Here is a 19754-nt window from a genome sequence, read left to right on the forward strand (position 1 = left end):
CACTGCCAACCCGGTCGGCGGGCAGGCTCCGCGAGGCGTCAGCGGGCCCGCGGGTGCGCGGTGAGGAACACCTCGCGCAGGTGCTCGGCGGTCACGAGCGTGTACAGCTGCGTCGTCGTCACCGAGGCGTGGCCCAGCAGTTCCTGCACGACCCGGACGTCGGCGCCGCCGTCCAGCAGGTGCGTGGCGAACGAGTGCCGCAGCGTGTGGGGGCTGACGGGCACCCCCAGTTCGGCGGCCTCCCCCGCGGCCGCCAGGACGTTGTAGGCGGACTGCCGGCTGAGCCGCCCGCCGCGGGCGTTGAGCAGCAGCGCCGGCCCCGGGCGGGCCGCGCCGGCGATCAGCCCGGGACGCCCCCGCACGAGCCACGCGCCCACGGCGTCGCGGGCGTAGGACCCCAGCGGCACCACGCGCTCCTTGCGGCCCTTGCCGAAGAGGCGCAGCCCGGCGTCGGGGTCCTCCAGCGCGCCGGTCACGTCGTCGACGTCCAGGGCGAGCACCTCCGAGACCCGCGCGCCGGTGCCGTAGAGCAGTTCCAGGAGCGCCGCGTCGCGCAGGCCGATCGGGGTGTCGCGGTCGGGGAGGTCGAGCAGCGCCTGCACCTGGTCAAGGGCGAGCGCCTTCGGCAGCCGCCTGGCCTGCCGCGGCGGGGCCACGTCGGCGGCCGGGTCGCCGACCGCGACCCCGTCCCGGACCGCGAACCGGTGCAGCGACCGCACCGCGGCCACCGCGCGGGCCACCGAGGACGCGGCCAGTCCCGGTCGCTCCCCCTCGCCGGCGGCCAGCGACTGGGCGAAGCCCGCGATGTCGTCGGCCGTCACCGCGTCGATCGCGGTGATGCCCCGGCGCTCGAGCCAGCCCAGGTACCGGTCCAGGTCGCGGCGGTAACCCGCCACCGTGTGACGGGACGCGCCGACCTCGGCCTCGAGGTGGTCCAGGTACGCCGCGACCACCCGCGTCAGCGTGCTGCTCACGGCGCCTCGAGCTCGCCCAACTCCTGGTCGCGGGCCGCCTTGGCGCCGCGGGCGTCCCAGGGGGCGTCGGGAGCCCGCAGGTCGGCCTCGCGCCCCGACCGCAGCGCCGCGTGCGCCGCCAGCACCCCGACCACGAGCGTCGGGTTCTGGACGCGGCCGGCGAACACCGCGGCGACCAGGTCGTCCAGCGGGACGAGGCACACCTCCATGTCCGCCTCCTCGCCCTCCAGCACGAAGCCCTCGGGACGCGGCGCGTCGGCCAGCCCACGCGCCAGGAACACGCGGATGGACTCCTGCAGGCACCCCGGTGAGGTCATGTAGTCGACCAGCGTGCGCCAGTCGTCGGCCCGCAGCCGGGCCTCCTCGGCCAGCTCGCGCTGGGCGGCGGTCAGCCAGGACTCGCCGTCGGCGTCCAGGAGGCCGGCGGGCGGCTCGATGAGCTTGAAGCCGACGGGGTGCCGGTACTGCCGCACCACCACCACCCGCTCCTGCTCGTCCAGGGCGATGACGCCGACCGCGCCCGTGTGGGTCAGGTAGTCGCGCACCATGGTGGCGCCGTCGGGCGTGACGACCGTGTCGCTGACGAAGGTGTTCAGCCGGCCGCGGCCCAGCACCCGGTGCTCGGCGATCGGCCAGTCGGTGGCGGCATCGGCGACGGCGTCGCCGGTCAGGACGGGCAGGTCACGCATCGGGGTCCTCCTCGGTGAAGAGCCGCTGGCTGCGGCGGCGGGCGACGGCGGCCGCGATCAGCGCCGCGAACAACGGGTGGGGGTCGGTGGGGCGCGACCGGAACTCCGGGTGGGCCTGGGTGGCCACGTAGAAGGGGTGCGCGTCGGCGTCCAGCTCCACGAACTCGACCAGCGAGCCGTCCGGGGAGGTGCCCGAGATCCGCAGGCCGGCGGCCTCGATCCGCTCCCGGTAGGCGTTGTTGACCTCGTAGCGGTGCCGGTGCCGCTCGGCGACGTGCGTGGTGCCGTACGCGGCGGCCACGACCGAGCCCGCGACCAAAGTCGCGGGATAGGAACCCAGCCGCATCGTGCCCCCGAGATCTCCGGCGCCCTCGACGAACGAGACCTGCTCGGCCATGGTCGAGATCACCGGGTGGGCGGTGTCGGGGTCGAACTCGGTGGACGCCGCCCCCTCCAGGCCGGCGAGGTTGCGGGCGGCCTCCATCACCATGCACTGCAGCCCCAGGCACAGCCCCAGGGTGGGGATCCGGTTCTCGCGGGCGAACGTCAGCGCGCCGAGCTTGCCCTCGACGCCGCGGATGCCGAACCCGCCCGGGATCAGCACCGCGTCCACCGCCGCGAGGTGCCGGGCCGCCCCCTCGGGGGTCGCGCACTCGTCGGAGGGCACCCACACCACGTTCACCTTGGCCCGGTTCGCGAACCCGCCGGCCCGCAGGGCCTCGGTGACCGACAGGTAGGCGTCCGGCAGGTCGACGTATTTGCCGACCAGGGCGACGCTCACCTCCTCCTTCGGGTGCCGGACGCGGTCGAGCAGGTCGTCCCAGCGCGTCCAGTTCACGTCGCGGAAGCTGACGCCCAGCCGCCGGACCACGTAGGCGTCCAGGCCCTCGTCGAACAGGACGCGGGGGATCTCGTAGATCGAACCCGCGTCCGGGCAGGAGATGACCGCCTCCTCGTCCACGTCGCACATCAGGGCGATCTTGCGCTTGATGGAGGCCGGAACGTCGCGGACGCAGCGGGCCACCACGGCGTCCGGCGTGATGCCGACCTGGCGCAGGGCCGCCACCGAGTGCTGGGTGGGCTTGGTCTTCAGCTCGCCCGACGGGCCGATGTAGGGCACCAGCGAGACGTGCAGGAAGAAGACGTTGTCGCGGCCCACCTCGCGGCGGACCTGCCGGGCCGCCTCCAGGAACGGCAGCGACTCGATGTCGCCGACGGTGCCGCCGATCTCGTGGATCACGACGTCGGTGCCGCGGCGGGCCATGGCGAGCATGTCATCGCGGATCTGGTTGGTGATGTGCGGGATCACCTGCACGGTGTCGCCCAGGTAGTCGCCTCGGCGCTCCTTGGCGATGACGGTCGAGTAGACCTTGCCGGTCGTGACGTTGGCCTCGCCGCTCAGGTTCGCGTCCAGGAACCGTTCGTAGTGGCCGATGTCCAGGTCGGTCTCGGCGCCGTCCTCGGTCACGAAGACCTCGCCGTGCTGGAACGGGTTCATCGTGCCCGGGTCCACGTTGAGGTAGGGATCGAGCTTCTGCATCGTGACGCGCATGCCGCGCGCCACCAAGAGCGATCCGAGGCTCGAGGCCGTGAGCCCCTTGCCGAGCGAGGAGGCGACGCCTCCGGTCACGAAGATGTGTTTGGTCTGATGCGCGTCTCCCACGGACCTTCAGCATACGGCGTCGCAGGTTGCGCCCGTGTTACGAAATCCCGCCGCCCGCCACCGGGGCGTGGTTGGCTGGGCGGCATGGATGTCGAACTCGCGACGGTGCGGGACTTCCTGGCCGAGCACGAGCCCTTCAGCGACCTGCCCGAGGCCGTCCTGAACGCGCTGCCCGCCCGCCTGGTGGCGCGCTACTACCGGCGCGGCAGCGTCCTGGTCGAGCACGGCGCGTCCAACGCGTTCCTGTTCGTGCTGCGCTCCGGCTCGGTCGACATCCTCGACTCCCAGGGCGGCCTGGTGGAGCGCGCGGAGGTGGGCGAGTCGTTCGGCGTCTCGTCGGTGATGACGGGCGGACCCAGCAACTACCGGCTCAAGGCCCACACCGACTCGCTGTGCCTGCTGCTACCCGCGGACGCCTTCGCCGAACTGATGGCCACCTCCCCGCCGTTCAACCGGCACTTCCTGGGCCAGCAGGCGGGCCGGATCCGAGCGGCGATCGAATCGGTGCGCGCCGCGGACGCGGGCTCGGCGATCCTGCGGACGCGGGTGCGCGACATCCTGCGCTCGGCCCCCATCACCATCTCCCCGGACGCCGACGTGACGGCCGCGGCCCGGCTGATGACGCAGCGGCGCGTCTCGGCGCTGCTGGTCACCGACGCCGACGCGCTCGTCGGGATCGTCACCGACCGCGACCTGCGCGCCAAGGTGGTCGCGGAGGCCCGCCCCCGAGCGAGCCCATCTCGGCGGTCATGACGCCCGACCCGCTGGCGGTCTCCCCCGACACGCTGGCCTTCGAGGTGCTCGTCGTGATGACGCAGCGCGGCTTCCACCACCTGCCGGTGATGGACGAGGGCCGCCTGCTCGGCATGGTGACCTCGGGCGACCTGATGCGGCTGGAGCAGGCCAACCCCAGCTACCTCGTGGGGTTGATCGAGCGGCAGGCCGACGTGGGCGGGCTGGCCGAGACGGCCCGGCGGATCCCCGAGATCGTGTCGGCGGCCGCCGCGCAGGACGCGACCGCCGCGGACGTCGCCCGGGTGGTCACGGCCACGATCGACGCCCTGACCCGCAAGCTGATCGCGCTGGCCGAGGCCGAACTCGGCCCGGCGCCCGCCGACTACTGCTGGGTGGCCCTGGGGTCGCAGGGACGCCTCGAGGCGGGCGTCGGGTCCGACCAGGACAACGCGCTGGTGCTCGCCCACGACCCCACCCCGACGAGGCCGCGTGGTTCGCGACCTTCGCCGAGTTCGTGGTCGACGGCCTCGAACGGTGCGGCTTCCCCCGGTGCCCGGGCGACATGATGGCCACCAACCCCGCGTGGCGGCTGTCGGTGCGCGGCTGGGAGGGCTGCTTCGCCCGCTGGCTCAACGAGCCCGAGCCGGACGCGATGCTGCACGCCCAGACGTTCCTCGACATGCGCCCCGTGCAGGGCGACCGCGAGCTGGCCGAGCGGGTGCACGACCAGGCCGTCGCGCTCGTGCCGGGGTCGCAGCGCTTCCAGGCCCACCTGGCCAAGCAGGCGCAGCGCTTCGAGCCGCCGCTGGGCTTCTTCCGCGACTTCGTCCTGGAGGGCCCGGGCGAGCACACCGACGCCCTGGACCTGAAGGCCGGCGGGGTCACCCCGATCGTGCAGCTGGCCCGGCTGTTCTCCCTGGCGGCGGGCTCCCGCGCCCTCGCCACGGGCGACCGGCTGCGGGTGGCCGGGGAGACCGGCGCGCTGACGCCGGAGAACGCGGCGAACCTCGCCGACGCCTTCGAGTTCATCAACTACGTGCGGCTGCAGCACCAGGTCCGCCAGCTCGCCGAGGCCGCGCCGGTGGACAACTACATCCGCCCGGCGACGCTGAGCCCGTTCGAGCGCCGCCACCTCAAGGAGGCGTTCTCGATCATCCGCGCGCTGCAGAAGGCCGTCGCGTACCGCTACCGCACCGACGTCACCTAGCCATGCCGCTCGCCCCCACCTTCGCGCTGCGCCGCAGCCGGGCCGCCCGCCGCGCCGCCGGCCCGCTGCGCGACTTCTACGCCGTCCCGGCTCCGGCGCCCGGCACGCCGGCGTCCGAGCTGGGACTGTTGGCGATCGACGCCGAGACCACCGGCCTGGACCCGGGCAGCGACGCGATCCTGAGCCTGGGGTACCTGCGCGTCGACGGCCCGAACATCGTGCTGGGCGGCGCGACCCACCGGATCCTGGACGCGGGCGTGGCCGTCGGGCAGTCGGCGGTGTTCCACGGCATCACCGACGACGCGCTGGCCGCCGGCGAGGACCTGTCCTCGGTGATGGCCGGCGTCCTGCAGGCGCTGGCGGGGCGGGCGCTGCTGGCGCACTTCGCCTACATCGAACGGCGGTTCCTGTCCCGGCTGTGCGAGCGGCTCTACGGCGCCCCGCTGATCGTGCCGGCGGTGTGCACGCTGGTCCTGCACGACAAGCTCGTGAACCGGGGGTTCGACGACGAGGCGCACGCCGACGAACTGCGGCTGTGGAACGCCCGGGCGCGGTACCGGCTCCCCCGCTACCCGGCGCACGACGCCCTGGTGGACGCGCTGGCCTGCGCTGAGCTGTATCAGGCCCAGGTCGCCGAACTCGGCGCGACGCGGCCGCAGACGCTGAAGACGCTGTCGACGCGCTAGCCGACCGGCGGACGGGAGCCGAAGATCGTCGTGCCGAGCCGGACGCACGTCGAGCCCTCCTCCACGGCGGTCTCGAAGTCCCCCGACATGCCCATCGACAGGGTGTCGAAGCCGCCGCCGTGGGCGTCCCGGAGCCGGTCGCGCACCGCGCGCAGCGCCGCGAACGCGCCCCGCACGGCGGCCTCGTCGTCGGTGCGGGCCGCCATGGTCATCAGGCCGTCGATCCGCAGGTGGTCGTGGCCGGCCAGCGCGTCCACGGCGGCGGCGACGTCGGCGGGCGCGAACCCGGCCTTCGCGGCCTCGCCGGAGGTGTTGACCTGGAGCAGCACCGGCAGCCGACGCCCGAGGCCGGCCAGCCGCCGCTCGAGCGCGTCGGCCAGCCCGAGGGAGTCCAGCGACTGCAGTTCGGCGGCGTGCTCGGCGATCAGCCGGGCCTTGTTGGTCTGGACGCGGCCGACCGCGACCCAGGAGACATCGTCTCCGGCGAACTCCTCGGCACGCCGCGCGAGTTCCTGGGGGCGGCTCTCCCCGAAGCGGCGGTGGCCCGCGGCCAGCGCGTCCCGGATCAGCGCGGCCGGGTGGGTCTTGCTGATGGGCAGCAACTCCACGCCGCCGGGGTCGCGTCCCACCCGGGCGCAGGCCGCCTCGATCCGGGCGCGCGCCGCCGACAGGTTCCCCACCACGTCCACCATGGCCCCAGAACTACCACACGGCGGACCCCGCGGCGCTCAGTCCTCCTGGGGCTGGCCGTATCCCTGCATCGCGATCACCATGGCGTCGGTCTGCGCGGCGTCGAGCAGCTTCACCGGGCCGCCGGTGGCCATGGCGCGCAGCTGGATCTCGCAGATGTACTCCAGGTAGGGCAGCAGCGACAGCGCCTTGTCGAGCGTGGCACCGATGGTGACCGCGCCGTGGTTCGCCATGAGCGCCCCGGTGCGGCCGTCCAGGGCCTCCACGACGCCGCGGGCGAGCGCGTCGGTACCGAACGGGGCGTACGGCGCCACGCGCACGGGGCCGCCGAACATCGCCGAGTAGTAGTGCGAGGTCGGGACGACGTCGCACACCAGGCCCATGGCCGTGGAGGCGGGCGCGTGGTTGTGCGTGATCGCGCCGGCGTCCGTGCCGCGGTACACCGCCAGGTGCAGCGGCAGTTCGCTGGAGGGCTTCAGCGGGGCGTCGATCTCGCCCCCGTCGAGGTCGTGGACGCCGACGAGCCCGGGCGTCAGGTCGGCGTACTCGATGCCGGACGGGGAGATGAGCACCTCGTCCCCGATCCGCACGGACACGTTGCCGGCCGTGCGCACCACCAGCCCGAGGCGCTGCAGGCGCTGGCAGGCGCGGACGACGGCCGTGCGGGCTTCTTCGTGGATCATCGGGGTTCTCCTTCGTTGTGGGTCATTCGGCCGAGAGTTGCTCGCCCAGGAGGTCGCGGAACTCGGCGAAGCCGGACGCCTTGCGCACCTGGGAGAACAGCTGGGGGTCGTACAGCAGCCGCACCAGCGGCTGGTAGAAGTCGATGAAGTCGTCGTAGTCGTCGCCGTTGATCGCCAGCATCAGCACCAGCGTCACGTCGGCTCCCTCCCAGCTGATCGGGGCCTCGGGGATCAGCACCGCGACCTTCGTCTCGTGCGCGATCAGGTCCATCGCGTGCGGGATCGCGAACCGGCGTGCGAACGCCGTCGAGGAGTAGGTCTCCCGCAGCAGCACGCTGTCGAGGTACTCCGGCGGGACGACGCCGCGCTCGGCCATGGCCCGGGACAGGAAGACGATCGCCTCGGTGGCGTCGTCGAAGCGCTGCCCGGTGAAGAACAGGGCGGGATCCAGGAAGCGGGCCATCGTGCGCGCCATCCGGCCGCGCGACCGGGACTCCCGGACCCGCGACAGGGCCGCGTCGATCGCCTGGACGTCCAGGTGGGAGAGCACGGCGCTGATCTGCACGGTCGGACGTCCGTTGCCGGAGTCCTCGAACGTGGTGATCACGAGATCGGCTTCGAGCGCGTCGGCCTCGGCGGGCGTCGACACGATGTCGACGATCCGCAGGGTCTCCAGGTACCGCTCGACGAGGCCGGCGATCAGCCAGTCCTGCAGCGTCTGGTAGCGCGGGCACACGAGCACCGCGGTGACGGCCTGCTCGTCGGTGGTCGGCTCGGTCGAGTAGAGCCCGAAGTAGATCGCCAGCAGCCCGATCTCGTCGTCGGTGAACCGCACGTCCAGGCGGCGGGCGATCCGGTCGGCGAGGAACACGGCGACGTCGTACAGGAACGGCGAACGGGCGTGCAGCGAGTCCTGCAGGCTGTTGCGGAAGTACAGCATGGTGTCGACGCGGCGCAGCATCCTGCCGATGTGCCCCTCCAGGCTGCTGAGCAGCTTGTCGCGCTGGATCGTGAGGTTGAAGCGCGCGACGGTCTCCTCCAGCGCGTCGTGCACCACGCAGCGCACGGTGGCGGCGTCGGGGCGGCCGGCCGGTGACGGCCGTTCGTCGTCGGCGTCCAGGGCGGACGCGACGAGCCCGGCCAGGTGCGCCTGGTCGGCCAGCCCGAGCGGCCGCTCGGGGTACAGGCGGGCCGCCTGCGTCGTCAGGGCGGCGACGATGCGGCTCGCCGCGTCCTCCCCCAGGTCCCTGCCGCCGGGCTGCGGCGAGCGCCGCCGGGAGCGCTGCAGGCAGATGGCCAGCGTGATGACGAGGCTTTCGCGCCGCAGGTCGTCCATCGAGACCCCGTGCTCGGCCAGGACGGCGTCGACGAGCACCCCGAGGCGCGGGACGTCCACGTCGGGCAGGTAGCGACCGATGCGCGAGTTGCGGCCGCCGGCGACGTCCATGGCGCGGTGCACGAGTTGGCCGAGCAGGCGGCGCAGCTCGAGTTCGTCGGCGTCCAGGGAGACGGCGCTGCCGCGCGTGCTCAGCGTCGTGGGCCCGTTGCCCAGCTGCGCCTTGAGCTTGCGCAGCGCCGACCGGACGACCGATTCGCCCAGGTAGCAGTCCACGACGATGTCGTGGACGTCGGTGCGCGGGTGGTCCAGCAGGTACAGCAGGACGCGGTCCTCGTTGCCCAGCTCGGGCGTCAGGTGGACGCCGGCCTGCGTGAGCGACTGGTGGGCCGCCAGGTCGAGCCGGTAGCCCTGCGACGTGCCCTGCACGAGGTCGACGCCGGCCGTGCGGTTGACGCGGGCGATGTCGTAACGCAGCGTGCGCGGGCTGACGCCCAGCAGCGTCGTTAGACCCTGCCCCGTCACCGGGTGCCCGACCTCGCTCAGCAGGTGCAGAAGCAACGCCTGCCGCTCGCTCAACCAGGCCACATCCACCCCCACACGCATCGCTCGGATCGTCGGGGTCGCTCGCCGGCCCCGGGAGAATTTCACCGCACCAAAACCAGTGCGACAAGGGAATCCGTTGCCTGCCCCCCGGCAGGTCGCGGTGCGCCCGGCTGCCGCCGGGGAGGCAAAACGTTCCATGGTGTTCCGGGCGCGGCCGCGGCGAAACTACAGCGCAGGAATCAGCGCTGAAGGAGACGCACCGTGACACAACTGATGGACGCCGCCGTCATGCACGGCCCCGGGGACGTCCGCTTCGAGAAGGTCCCCCGCCCCACGTGCCCCGAGGGGGGTTTCGTGGTGAAGGTCGAGGCGATCGGCCTGTGCGGTTCGGACATCCGCAACCTCACCACGGACTCCCGCAAGGGGGCCTACCCGCACATCTACGGCCACGAGGTCGTGGGGATCGTCGACGAGGTCGCCCCGGGCGTCACGCAGTACAGCGTCGGCGACCGGATCTACGTCTACCCCGTCGCGCACTGCCTGCGGTGCGAGTTCTGCCGGGGCGGCCACAGCGAGCAGTGCCCCAACGTCGAGAACTACGCCGACCGTCCTGGCGGGTTCGCGCAGTACATCGCCTACACCGACAAGCGCGTCGAGCGCGGCGCCACGTTCCCGGTGCCGAAGGGCGTGGACCCGGTGGCGGCCTCCCTGGCGGAGCCGCTGTCCTCGACGTACGCCTGCGTCGACAACATCGACGTCCGGCTGGGCGACACCGTGGCCGTGCTCGGCGCGGGACCCATCGGGGTCTTCCTCTCGATCCTGTGCCGGATGCGCGGGGCGAAGACCATCATCCTGGTCGACGTCAACGCCGACCGGCTGGCCAAGTCCAGCGGGTTCGCGATCGACCACCGCGTCGACTCCTCGGCCGTGGACGCCGTCGAGGAGGTCCGCCGGCTCACCGACGGGCTCGGCGTGGACAAGGTCATCTCCGCCAACCCGTCCACCGTCGCCCAGCAGCAGGGGCTCGCGATGGCGAAGAAGACCGGCACCGTCGTGTTCTTCGGGGGCGTCCCCAAGGGGGCGCTCACCGAGATCGACAGCAACCTGGTGCACTACAGCGGCCTGTGGATCTACGGCCACTACGGCGCGAACAGCATGCAGGTCCAGCGGGCCTTCGAGCTCGCGATCGACCCCAGTTTCCCGGCCTCGAGGATCGTCACGCACGTGCTGCCGCTGCGCGAGATCAACCGGGCCATCGAACTCACCCGCACCGGCGAAGCGCTCAAAGTGGTGCTTCTGCCCAACTCCGAGGAGGAATGATGACCGCACAGGTCAAGATCCTGATCGCCTGTGGGAGTGGCATCGCCACGTCCACCGTCGCTCAGGAGAAGGTCAAGGAGATCCTGAAGGAGGCCGGGATCCCGGCCTCGATCACCAAGGGCACCGTCGGGCAGGTCCCGGCGCTCGTGGACGGCGTCGACGTCGTCATGGTGACCACCCGTTACCCCAAGCCGCTCGACAAGCCCGTCGTCCAGGTGTTCGGGCTGATCTCGGGCGTCAACGAGGACAAGGTCGCGGCCGAGATCGTCGCCACCTGCCGCGCGGTCCTGGAGGGCTCGCCCGATGCTTGAGGTGATCCAGTCCATCATGGATCTGGGGGCTGTCGTCATGCTCCCGCTCGTGATGACGATCCTCGGCCTGGTCTTCCGCATGAAGGTCGGCAAGGCGGTCAAGGCGGGCCTGATGATCGGCATCGGCTTCGCCGGCCTGCAGTTGGTCATCGGGTTGCTGATGACCAGCGTCGAGCCCGCCATCACGTACTACAAGGGCCTCGACACCGCGGGCTTCACCACGGTGGACGTGGGCTGGGCCGCCATGGGGGCGTCGGTGTGGTCGGTGCCGTTCGCCGCCCTGGCGATCCTGCTGATCGTCCTGGTGAACCTGCTGATGATCGCGCTGAAGTGGACCAACGTCCTCAACGTGGACATCTGGAACTACATCCACTTCCTCATCCCCGGCACCCTCGCCTACGCCCTCACCGGCAGCTTCTGGGTCGGGCTGATCGTCACCGTCGTGCTGTCGGTGGTCTCGCTCGTCGTGGGCAGGATCATCGCCCCGTACTGGCAGAAGTACTACGGCCTGGAGGGCACCACCTGCACCACGTTCTCCTTCATCACCCTCGCCTGGCCCGTCGGCGTGCTCGTCGACAAGGTCATCGGCTCCATCCCGGGGCTGAAGAAGATCGACCTGTCCATGGACAAGGTCGGCGACCGGCTCGGGTTCTTCGGCGACACCGCCATCATCGGCCTGCTGGTGGGCGCCTTCCTGGGCGTCCTCACGGGTCAGCCCTGGCAGGGCGTCCTGACCATGGGCATGGGCATCGCCGCCACGCTGGTGCTGCTGCCGCGCATGGTCTCGGTGATGATGGAGGGCCTCAGCGCCGTCGGCACCGGGGCGCACGAGTTCATGAAGCGACGCGTGGGCAAGGACCGCGAGCTGACCATCGGCATGGACGTGGCGCTGGCGCTGGGCGATCCGACCGCCATCACCACGACCGTCCTGATGATCCCGCTCGCCATCCTGTACGCGTTCATCATCCCGGGCATGACGTACTTCCCGGTCGGGCTGCTGACCGTGATCGTCTACATGGTCCCGATGATCTCGCTGGGCTGCCGCGGCAACCTGTTCCGCACCATCGTGGGCAGCGCGCTGTTCCTGCTGTTCGTGCAGTTCGCCGCCAATCTGTTCGCCCCCGAGGCGACCGAGATGATGCGCGCCACCGGCGTCCAGGTCGACGGGGTCGTCACCGACGGCTTCTTCGGGTTCAACCTGGCCAACGTCGTCATCAGCACCCTCAACCGGATCTTCTGATCCCCGACCGTCACGAGAGGCGAAGGACATGAGCGTGCTGATCAGCACCGAGTTCACCCACGTCAACCTCTGGGCGCCGGACCAGGCGGTCCTCTTCGACGCGATGGCCGACGCCCTGGTGGCCGGCGGCCGGGTGCGCCCGACCTTCCGGGAGGCCATCTCCCAGCGGGAGCGCACCTTCCCGACCGGGCTGCCGGTGGGCTGCGGGGTCGCGATCCCCCACACCGACGCGGTGCACGTCGTCGCCGACACCATCTCGGTGGCGACGCTCGGCCGGCCGGTCCGGTTCGGGGAGATGGCGGGCCACGAGGACGCCCACGTGGACGTCCGGGTCGTCGTGATGCTGGCGTTGTCGGGAGGCAACCAGCTCGGGGTGCTCAAGCGGGTGATCAAGGCGATCCAGGACGACGCGTTCCTCGACGCGCTCCTCGGCGCTTCGGACCGGGAGACCCTCGTCGCCCTCACCCAGGAGGCCTTCCTCCCGCAGTGACGCGAGGACGTCCACGACGACAGAGGGGCGGGTGGCCGATCGGCCACCCGCCCCTTCGTCGTGCTGCGTGGTCTAGAGCTGCAGCACCTTCATGAACGGCATGAGCGGGGCGATCAGCCCCACGCTCATCCAGAACATGCCCAGATTCATGGCCGCACCCATCGCCAGGTGCGCGCGCCGCGCCGGCGCGGCGCCCGGGCGCAGGCATCCGAGGAGGTCGGAGACCCCCATGACCAGCAGAGCGGTCATGAAGAACAGGCCCATCCAGGCGATGACGAGCATCCCGGGCGGCGTCATCAGCGCGTCGCCGGACATGCCGCCGTGCGAGCCGTGGTCGCCGCGCATCTTCATGGACGCCATGGCGACGGCCATGCCGGCCAGGTGCCAGGCCATGGCGGCGAACATCACCGCGTGGCCCGCGAGGTGCCGGCCGTGGCCGGCGTGGCCCTCGTGACCGGCGTGGCCGGCGTGGCGGCGGGAGCGGAACGCCGCCCAGACGAACCACGCGGCGCACGCCACGAAGATCGCCGACAGGACGGGCGTGGGGATCAGGCCCGCCAGCGCGGACCAGGTCGGGCGGGGCACCATCAGGAGCATGACCACCGACATGAACAGGTGCAGAGCGTTCATGATGCGGTCCTGGGCCGTGCGCGAGCCGACGAGTTCGACGAGGCTCCAGATCGTGCACCACGCGAACATGACGAGAAGGCCGGTGAACATCACCGGCGTCTGGGTGAATGAGAACAAGGCAGGTTCCTCCCCGGTCCTTCGACCGAGGAACCATCGGGTCGCCCAGGGCGTGAAGAAGGACGCCGGGCGCTGTGATGCGATTGCGGGGACCGGCGGACGCCGGTGCCTCGACCCTAGATCAGTCGGGACGGCCCGCGCCACTTGAAACGTTGTGCGACTACGGGTTGGACGCCCGTCAGGGCCAGCGGGCGGCCAACGACGCCACGGCGAGGCTCGCGAGGATCGCGAAGCCCAGCGCGATGCCGGCGTAGAGCTCGGTGACCTCCTGGTCGACCTTCTCGTACCCCACCGAGCTGGCGATGCTCGCGTACACCTTCTGCAGCTCGTTGGCCGACCCGGCCTTGAACGCCTCGCCGCCGGACTCCCGGGCCACCGTGGCGAGCTCCGCGGTGTTGACCGGCACCGGCTCGCGGCGTCCGTTGCTCACCACGTAGCCGTTGGGGGTGCCGTAGGCGATCGTGTAGATCGGGTAGCCGGCGGCCTTCGAATCCCGCGCGGCGGCCGCGGAGGACCGCCCGATGTTGGTGAACCCGTCGGACAGCAGCACGATCGCCCCGGGCGTCGGCTCGTCGGGGCGGTTCGGGTCGGGCGGCACCAGCGCCATGGCGTCCAGCGAGCTGTAGATGCCCTCGCCGATGGCGGTGGACGGCGCGAGTGCCAGGTTCTCGATCGCGCGGCCGACCAGCCCGCGGTCGGGCGTCGGGGGCACGATGATCGAGGAGGAGCCGGCGAAGGCGACCAGCGAGACGTTGAAGCCGCGCGGCAGCATCCCGAGGAAGTTCTGCGCCGCCGCCTTCGCGGCCACGAGGCGGTTCGGGTCGATGTCGGTGGCCTCCATCGAGCGCGAGACGTCGATCGCCACCACGATGGTGGCCCGCTCGCGCGGAACGTTCACCGAGTCCTTGGGCTGGGAGAACGCGACGGTGAGCGACGCCAGGCTTCCGATCGCGGCGAAGACGGCGATGTGCCGCTTCCAGGAGGCCTGCTTGGGCAGCACGCGGTCGAGGTTGTCGATGCCGAAGCGGCGGCTGCGCTGGGCGCTGCGCCGGACCAGGGCGTAGTAGACGACCAGCAGCACCGGGATCAGCAGCAGCAGCCACAGCCGCTCCGGGTGGAAGAACGAGATCAGTGGCGTCATCATGGCCAGCGGGCCCCCAGGGACACGGCCGCGAGGGCGGCCACGACGGCGAACGCCAGGCCGTACCCGGCCCACGTCGCGGTGGTCTCCTTCTTGACCTCGTCGTAGCCGATCTCGGAGCGGATCGACTGGTAGATCCTGCTGAGGTCGCCGGCCGACTCCGCCGCGGCGTAGGTGCCGCCCGAGATCTCGGCGATGGTCCGCATCAGCGCGGGGTCGGGCGGTACGCGCTCCCGCTTGCCGTCCAGATCGACCGAGCCGTTCTCCGTGCCGTAGGCGATGGTGTGGATCGGCACCTCGTCCTCGCGCGCCTGCGCCGCGCCCTGCTGCGGCGAGCGCCCGGCGGTGTTCTGGCCGTCCGACAGCAGCACGATGGCCCCGGGCGCGATCGAGCCGTCGTCGCCCTTGGGCGCCATCTGGATCGCGCTGAGCGCCACGTAGATCGCGTCCCCGATCGCGGTGGAGTCCTGCAGGGCGAGCCCCTGGATCGCCCGGGTCGCCATGGTGCGGTCGGTGGTGGGGCCCAGGCGGGTGGCGGGGTTGCCCGACATCGACACGACCGCGACGTTGTACTGCTCGGGCAGGGTCTTCACGAAATCGATCGACGTCTGCTTGGCCGCCTCGAGCCGCGACGGCGCGACGTCGGTGGCCGCCATGGACTGCGACACGTCGATGACCAGGACGATGGTGGCGCGCTCCCGCGGCACCCGGTCCACCCCGTTGGGGCGCGACCAGGCCAGCACGAGCGTCACGAGGCTCAGCAGCGACAGCGCGACGGCGAGGTGCCGGCGCCACTGCGACTGCTTGCGGACCACCCGCCCCAGCACCGCGGTGTTGGTGAACCGCATCCCCGTGCGCTTCTTGCGGCGCGTCACGATGATGTAGGCCAGCACCAGCACCGGCACCACGAGCAGCATCCACAGTCGCCCCGGCTGCAGGAACATCTCCGACAGGTTCACTTCGCGACCCCCTGCGGCGGCTGGTGCAGCTGGCCGGCGACGCGCCGGTACGACAGCACGAAGCGGGCGATGTCCTCGACCCAGTCCCGGTCGGTCCGCAGCTGGATATGGGCGACGCCGGCGCGCCGGAAGGCGATCCGCGTCCGCTCCCGCTGCGCCTGGGAGGCGGCGTTGAAGCGGTCGCGCGCGGCGGCGTCCGAGGTGTTGATGTAGCGGGCGAAGTCGCTTTCGGGGTCGCGGATCAGGATGTCGCCGACGTCGGGGAACTCCACCTCGCGGCGGTCCAGCACCTCGACGCAGATCACCTGGTTCTTCACCGCCAGGCGGCGCAGCGGCCGCTCCCACTCCGGCGGGATGTCGGGGTCGAGCTCGGTCTCGCCCGGGCTGAGGAAGTCCGACACCACGACGCGCAGCCCGCGGCGGCGCTGGGTGCGCGCCAACTGGTCGATGCCGCGCGCCAGCGTGTAGTCGCCCGTGGCGTGGTCGGGCACGATCGGCTCGGTCAGGAGCCGGCGCAGCAGCGAGTACAGCGCCATGCGCCCGGACCGCGCGGGGATCCGCACCATGGCGTCGGGACGCATGATGAGCGCGCCGAACCGGTCGCCCATCTTCTGGCTGAGGAAGCCGATCGTCGCGATCGCGGCGATCCCCAGGTCCCGTTTGGTGACGCCCTCGGTGCCCCAGTTCATCGACGGGGTGGCGTCCAGCAGCGCCCACACCTCCAGCTCGCGGTCGGCGATCGTGTCGCGGACGTGCGGGGTCTGGGTCCGGGCGGTGACCGCCCAGTCCATCTTGCGGACGTCGTCCTGACCCGGCACGTACAGCCGCGCGTCGTTGGTCTCCGAGCCCGAACCCGGCAGCAGGCCGCGGTGGTCGCCGTGCAGGTAGCCCTCCATGCGTCGCACGACCGCCAACTCGAGCCGCTTCAGCGCCTGCTCGGGCGCCAGCTTCGACAGCGGGATGGTGGCGCCCGTGGGCTCGCGCAGGACCGACGCCACCACACCGAGGTCGTCGGTGGGCGCGAAGTCCGGGCGGGGCTGGTTCGTCACGGGGCTCCCTTACGGGTGGACGCGACCGGGCTCGTAGTGGTGCTCGGTCCGCGCCTGCTGCCGCTGCTGGTCGTTCCACACCGGGGTGGGGGCGGGCACCATCGCGATGATCCGCTCGACGACCTGCACCGGGGAGATGTTGTCGGCGATGGCGTCGAAGCCCAGCACCATGCGGTGCGCCATCACGTCCTGGGCGACCGCCTGGACGTCGGTGGGCAGCACGTAGTCGCGGCCGTGGATCAGGGCGAGGGCGCGGGCCGCCGCGACCAGGCCCAGCGTGGCGCGCGAGGACGCCCCGACCTGGATGACCGGCTCGAGGTCGGGCATGCCGAACTCGGTGGGGTTACGGGTCGCCATCACGAGCCGGACGATGTACTCGGCGACGAGGTTGTGCACGAACACGTTGCTCGCCAGGTCCTGCAGCGTCAGCACCTGGTCGGTGTTGAGCAGGTTGCGCGCCTCCGGCGGCCGGACGCTCATGCGGCGCAGGATCTCGAACTCCTCGTTGCCGCGCGGGTAGGGCACGTCGATCTTGAGCAGGAAGCGGTCGCGCTGCGCCTCGGGCAGCGGGTAGACGCCCTCGGACTCGATCGGGTTCTGCGTCGCGATGACGCTGAACGGCTTGGGCAGCGGGTAGGTCTTGCCGCCGAGGGAGACCTGCCGTTCCGCCATCAGCTCCAGCATCGCCGACTGCACCTTGGCGGGCGCGCGGTTGATCTCGTCGGCGAGGACGAAGTTGACGAACACCGGGCCGAGCACGGTGTCGAACTTCTCCTGGCTGGCGGAGTAGATGCGGGTGCCCACGATGTCGGAGGGCACGAGGTCGGGGGTGAACTGGATGCGGGCGAAGTCGCCGCCCACGACGGTGGCGAAGGTGCGGACGGCCAGCGTCTTGGCGGTGCCCGGCACGCCCTCCAGCAGCACGTGACCCTTGGCGAGCAGGCCCACCATGAGCTGTTCGACCATGTGCTCCTGCCCGACGATCACGCGCTGGATCTCGGCGATGGCCTCGCCCAACAGGGTGGCCGCCTCCGCCGTGGTGAAGGCGGGTTGACTCGATGCTGTCACGCGCGTGTTCTCCTTGGTGCGGGCTGGGCTTGGCAAGAACGGGATCGACCTTACCTGCTCGTTCCTGTGCATCCGAGGTGGGGTCGCCTCGCCGGGCGGCCGCACCCGACCCCGGTTCGGGGCGATGCGGCACAATGGGGACGATGACCGAGCCGCCCAGCGCAGACCAGCCCGCCCCCGACGCCGGGGGCGCCCTGCTGTATCCCCTGCTGCCGGTCGACCCGCCCCGGGTCGGCGGCTACTGGCTCGACGCCCGGGTCGCGGGCTCGCCGTCGGGGGTGGCGTACGCCGCGCACACCGAAGGCGACCGGCCCGCCATGGTCGTGATGCTGAGCGAGGGCGCCACCGAGGACGCCGCCGCCGTGGACCGGTTCGCCGGCACCGTCGACAAGATGCACATCGACACCGTCATCGCCCGCGGCGGACGCGGGCAGGACGGCGGCCGGCTCGCCGGCAAGTACGTCGCCCCCGAGGGCACCCCCGAGCCCCCGGACGCGAGCCCCACCGCGCCGTGGGTGGCCCTGGACTACGACGGCTCGCCCGCGGCGGTCGCCGAGGCCGAGCGGATCCTCGCCGAGGTCGACCTGTCCTGGCTGCCCAACCTGGGCGCGCAGAAGGGCCCGGGGTACGCCCTGCACTGGATCGACAAGGTGGCGCCGGGCGCCGCCCGGCAGTGGCCGCTGCCGTGGCCGGGCAGGCCGCAGCGCGCCGGCTGGGCCAGCATCCTCATCTCGTGGCTCATCATGATGCTGCTGATGGCCCTGGCGATCCTGATCGCGATCCTGCTCTTCCAGGCCACCCCGCCCCAGTCCGCGCCGGACCCGGTCCCCAACTCGGCCAGCGCCTCGGGCGGCTCCGGTTCGCCGTCGCCGCAGTCCGGCTCGCCCAGCCCGCAGTCCGGCTCCCCGAGCCCGCAGTCGGGCTCGCCGCAGCCGTCGGGATCCGCCAGCCAGACGGCCAACTCCCCCACGCCCAACAGCAAGCTATGACCGACCTGCGCCTCATCGCGACCGACCTGGACGGGACGCTGCTCGGCCCCGACGGCCGCGTGTCCGACTCCGACGCCGACGCGCTGCTCGAGGCGCACGCCCGCGGCGTCCGGATCGTGGTGGCGACCGGGCGGCCCGCCCGCTGGCTCGGCTGCCTCGACCCGATCCGGGACGCCGACCCGCACGTCATCGTCAGCAACGGCGCCGCCGTCGTCGACCTGGCCACCGGCGCCATGGAGCGCGTCCGGGCGATCGGCGTGCCCGACCTCCACGCGGTCGCCACCGCGATGCGGGCCGCGTTCCCCGGCGTCCTGTTCGCCATCGAGCACGGCTACCTGTTCGGCTGCGAGCCCGCGTGGCCGGTGCGCGAATCCGACCCGGCCGGCCAGGTGATCGACGAGACCCTCGACACCGTGCACGCCCCGTGGGAGCAGTTGACCGCCCACGACGAGCCGGTGGTCAAGATGCTGGCCATGGCGCACGACCTGGGGATCGACGCCTTCCTCGCGCAGGCCTCGGCGCTCGTCGGGGACCGCGTCACCGTCACGCACTCCACCCCGCCCGGCCACCGCGGCCTGCTCGAGATGAGCGCGCCCGGGGTCTGCAAGGCCACGACGCTGGCCGCCTTCTGCGACGAGCTCGGCGTCCCCGCGGCGTCCGTGGCCGCGTTCGGGGACATGCCCAACGACCTGGAGATGCTGACGTTCGCGGGGCACGGCTACGCCATGGGCAACGCGCACGCGTCCCTGCAGGGCCGCTTCCCGCAGGCGCCGACCAACGCCGAGGGCGGCGTGGGGGCGACCGTCCGCCGCCTGCTGGGCTGAGCACCCGCGCCCGGTCGGCGTCAGGCGTAGCCCAGTTCGTGCAGCCGGTCGTCGTCGATGCCGAAGAAGTGCGCGATCTCGTGCACGACCGTGATGCCGACCTCCTCGACCACCTCGGCGTGGCTGCGGCAGTACCGCAGCGTCGGGTTCTTGTAGATGATGATCCGGTCCGGCAGCACCCCGCCGTACTGGAAGCCGCGCTCGGTCAGGGGCGTGCCGTCGTACTCGCCCAGGAGGTCGGGGTCGTGCTCGGGGGCCTCGTCCTCGATCACGATCACGCAGTTGTCGAGCAGGTCGAGCAGCTCCGCCGGGATCGAGTCCAGGGCGTCGTTGACGTGGCCCTCGAACTCGTCGTCCGTCATCGCGATCACCCCGCCAGCCTAGCCACCAGCGCCCCGCGGACTCGC

Annotated in this window: 22 protein-coding genes; 10 read left to right on the plus strand and 12 right to left on the minus strand. The window is 71.9% G+C overall.

The genetic code is table 11. The features are described 5' to 3' along the window. Positions 1-38: 38 nt before the first annotated feature. The 3 genes from G7070_RS17050 to G7070_RS17060 are packed head-to-tail and all read right to left on the minus strand — an operon-like array spanning position 39 to position 3326. Positions 39-974 (minus strand): site-specific tyrosine recombinase XerD, encoded by a 936-nt coding sequence (locus G7070_RS17050; protein ID WP_166234735.1) that lies wholly within the window; start codon positions 972-974, stop codon positions 39-41. Continuing rightward, the gene (locus G7070_RS17055) at positions 971-1663 is read right to left on the minus strand and encodes an NUDIX domain-containing protein (RefSeq protein WP_166234736.1); all 693 of its coding nucleotides are present in this window, start codon (positions 1661-1663) and stop codon (positions 971-973) included. The genes G7070_RS17050 and G7070_RS17055 overlap by 4 nt, the downstream gene beginning before the upstream one ends. Further along, positions 1656-3326, minus strand: a complete 1671-nt coding sequence (locus G7070_RS17060; protein WP_166234737.1) for a CTP synthase — start codon at positions 3324-3326, stop codon at positions 1656-1658. The genes G7070_RS17055 and G7070_RS17060 overlap by 8 nt, the downstream gene beginning before the upstream one ends. A gap of 84 nt (positions 3327-3410) precedes the next feature. Between G7070_RS17060 and G7070_RS17065 the strand changes: the two genes are divergently transcribed. Genes G7070_RS17065 through G7070_RS17080 form a run of 4 tightly spaced genes read left to right on the plus strand, consistent with a single transcriptional unit; the run spans position 3411 to position 5954 of the window. Next, positions 3411-4079, plus strand: coding sequence for a cyclic nucleotide-binding domain-containing protein (locus G7070_RS17065; protein ID WP_166234738.1), 669 nt, complete (start codon positions 3411-3413; stop codon positions 4077-4079). Beyond that, positions 4076-4627, plus strand: coding sequence for a DUF294 nucleotidyltransferase-like domain-containing protein (locus G7070_RS19355; protein WP_166234739.1), 552 nt, complete (start codon positions 4076-4078; stop codon positions 4625-4627). The genes G7070_RS17065 and G7070_RS19355 overlap by 4 nt, the downstream gene beginning before the upstream one ends. Next, positions 4576-5268, plus strand: coding sequence for a putative nucleotidyltransferase substrate binding domain-containing protein (locus G7070_RS19360; protein ID WP_206079854.1), 693 nt, complete (start codon positions 4576-4578; stop codon positions 5266-5268). The genes G7070_RS19355 and G7070_RS19360 overlap by 52 nt, the downstream gene beginning before the upstream one ends. A 2-nt stretch (positions 5269-5270) precedes the next feature. Further along, on the plus strand, positions 5271-5954 hold the full coding sequence (locus G7070_RS17080) for an exonuclease domain-containing protein (protein WP_166234741.1): 684 nt from the start codon (positions 5271-5273) through the stop codon (positions 5952-5954). On the opposite strand, the gene G7070_RS17085 is transcribed toward G7070_RS17080, so the two are convergent. From G7070_RS17085 to G7070_RS17095, 3 genes are read right to left on the minus strand one after another with little or no spacing between them, the layout of a single operon-like run. Then, complete coding sequence (locus tag G7070_RS17085) at positions 5951-6646, minus strand: YggS family pyridoxal phosphate-dependent enzyme (protein WP_166234742.1); 696 nt, start codon at positions 6644-6646, stop codon at positions 5951-5953. The genes G7070_RS17080 and G7070_RS17085 overlap by 4 nt on opposite strands. A gap of 36 nt (positions 6647-6682) precedes the next feature. Further along, on the minus strand, positions 6683-7327 hold the full coding sequence (locus G7070_RS17090) for a class II aldolase/adducin family protein (protein WP_166234743.1): 645 nt from the start codon (positions 7325-7327) through the stop codon (positions 6683-6685). 22 nt (positions 7328-7349) lie between these two features. Then, a complete protein-coding gene (locus G7070_RS17095; protein WP_166234744.1) occupies positions 7350-9269 on the minus strand; it encodes a BglG family transcription antiterminator in 1920 nt (639 codons plus the stop codon). Between the two features lie 201 nt (positions 9270-9470). On the opposite strand from G7070_RS17095, the gene G7070_RS17100 reads away from it, so the two are divergent. From G7070_RS17100 to G7070_RS17115, 4 genes are read left to right on the plus strand one after another with little or no spacing between them, the layout of a single operon-like run. Next, positions 9471-10529, plus strand: coding sequence for an alcohol dehydrogenase catalytic domain-containing protein (locus G7070_RS17100; RefSeq protein WP_206079855.1), 1059 nt, complete (start codon positions 9471-9473; stop codon positions 10527-10529). Continuing rightward, on the plus strand, positions 10529-10840 hold the full coding sequence (locus G7070_RS17105; RefSeq protein WP_166234745.1) for a PTS sugar transporter subunit IIB: 312 nt from the start codon (positions 10529-10531) through the stop codon (positions 10838-10840). Before G7070_RS17100 ends, G7070_RS17105 begins: the two co-directional genes overlap by 1 nt. Beyond that, positions 10833-12080 carry a PTS transporter subunit IIC gene (locus G7070_RS17110; RefSeq protein WP_166234746.1) on the plus strand — a complete coding sequence of 416 codons (1248 nt, stop codon included), beginning with the start codon at positions 10833-10835 and terminating at the stop codon, positions 12078-12080. Before G7070_RS17105 ends, G7070_RS17110 begins: the two co-directional genes overlap by 8 nt. Before the next feature lie 28 nt (positions 12081-12108). Continuing rightward, on the plus strand, positions 12109-12570 hold the full coding sequence (locus G7070_RS17115) for a PTS sugar transporter subunit IIA (RefSeq protein ID WP_166234747.1): 462 nt from the start codon (positions 12109-12111) through the stop codon (positions 12568-12570). A gap of 72 nt (positions 12571-12642) precedes the next feature. Here the strand turns inward: G7070_RS17115 and G7070_RS17120 are convergent, their stop codons facing one another. The 5 genes from G7070_RS17120 to G7070_RS17140 all read right to left on the minus strand — a co-directional run bounded on the left by G7070_RS17120 (position 12643) and on the right by G7070_RS17140 (position 17606). Beyond that, positions 12643-13317 (minus strand): DUF5134 domain-containing protein, encoded by a 675-nt coding sequence (locus G7070_RS17120; protein ID WP_166234748.1) that lies wholly within the window; start codon positions 13315-13317, stop codon positions 12643-12645. A gap of 178 nt (positions 13318-13495) precedes the next feature. Beyond that, on the minus strand, positions 13496-14467 hold the full coding sequence (locus tag G7070_RS17125; RefSeq protein WP_166235446.1) for a VWA domain-containing protein: 972 nt from the start codon (positions 14465-14467) through the stop codon (positions 13496-13498). Next, entirely contained in the window at positions 14458-15402 is a 945-nt protein-coding gene (locus G7070_RS17130; protein WP_166235448.1) for a VWA domain-containing protein, read from the minus strand. Before G7070_RS17130 ends, G7070_RS17125 begins: the two co-directional genes overlap by 10 nt. A gap of 11 nt (positions 15403-15413) precedes the next feature. Further along, positions 15414-16418, minus strand: coding sequence for a DUF58 domain-containing protein (locus G7070_RS17135; RefSeq protein WP_166235450.1), 1005 nt, complete (start codon positions 16416-16418; stop codon positions 15414-15416). A gap of 57 nt (positions 16419-16475) precedes the next feature. Continuing rightward, positions 16476-17606 (minus strand): AAA family ATPase, encoded by a 1131-nt coding sequence (locus tag G7070_RS17140; protein ID WP_166234749.1) that lies wholly within the window; start codon positions 17604-17606, stop codon positions 16476-16478. A 71-nt stretch (positions 17607-17677) separates the two neighbouring features. On the opposite strand from G7070_RS17140, the gene G7070_RS17145 reads away from it, so the two are divergent. Continuing rightward, positions 17678-18523, plus strand: a complete 846-nt coding sequence (locus G7070_RS17145; RefSeq protein ID WP_166234750.1) for a hypothetical protein — start codon at positions 17678-17680, stop codon at positions 18521-18523. After that, on the plus strand, positions 18520-19347 hold the full coding sequence (locus tag G7070_RS17150) for an HAD hydrolase family protein (RefSeq protein ID WP_166234751.1): 828 nt from the start codon (positions 18520-18522) through the stop codon (positions 19345-19347). Before G7070_RS17145 ends, G7070_RS17150 begins: the two co-directional genes overlap by 4 nt. Before the next feature lie 20 nt (positions 19348-19367). Here G7070_RS17150 and G7070_RS17155 read toward each other — a convergent pair whose 3' ends face one another. After that, positions 19368-19709: a metallopeptidase family protein gene (locus tag G7070_RS17155; RefSeq protein WP_166235452.1), complete on the minus strand. Its 342-nt coding sequence runs from the start codon at positions 19707-19709 to the stop codon at positions 19368-19370. Positions 19710-19754: the final 45 nt, after the last annotated feature.

This window comes from Propioniciclava coleopterorum (assembly GCF_011393335.1).
Taxonomy (GTDB): Bacteria; Actinomycetota; Actinomycetes; order Propionibacteriales; family Propionibacteriaceae; genus Propioniciclava; species Propioniciclava coleopterorum.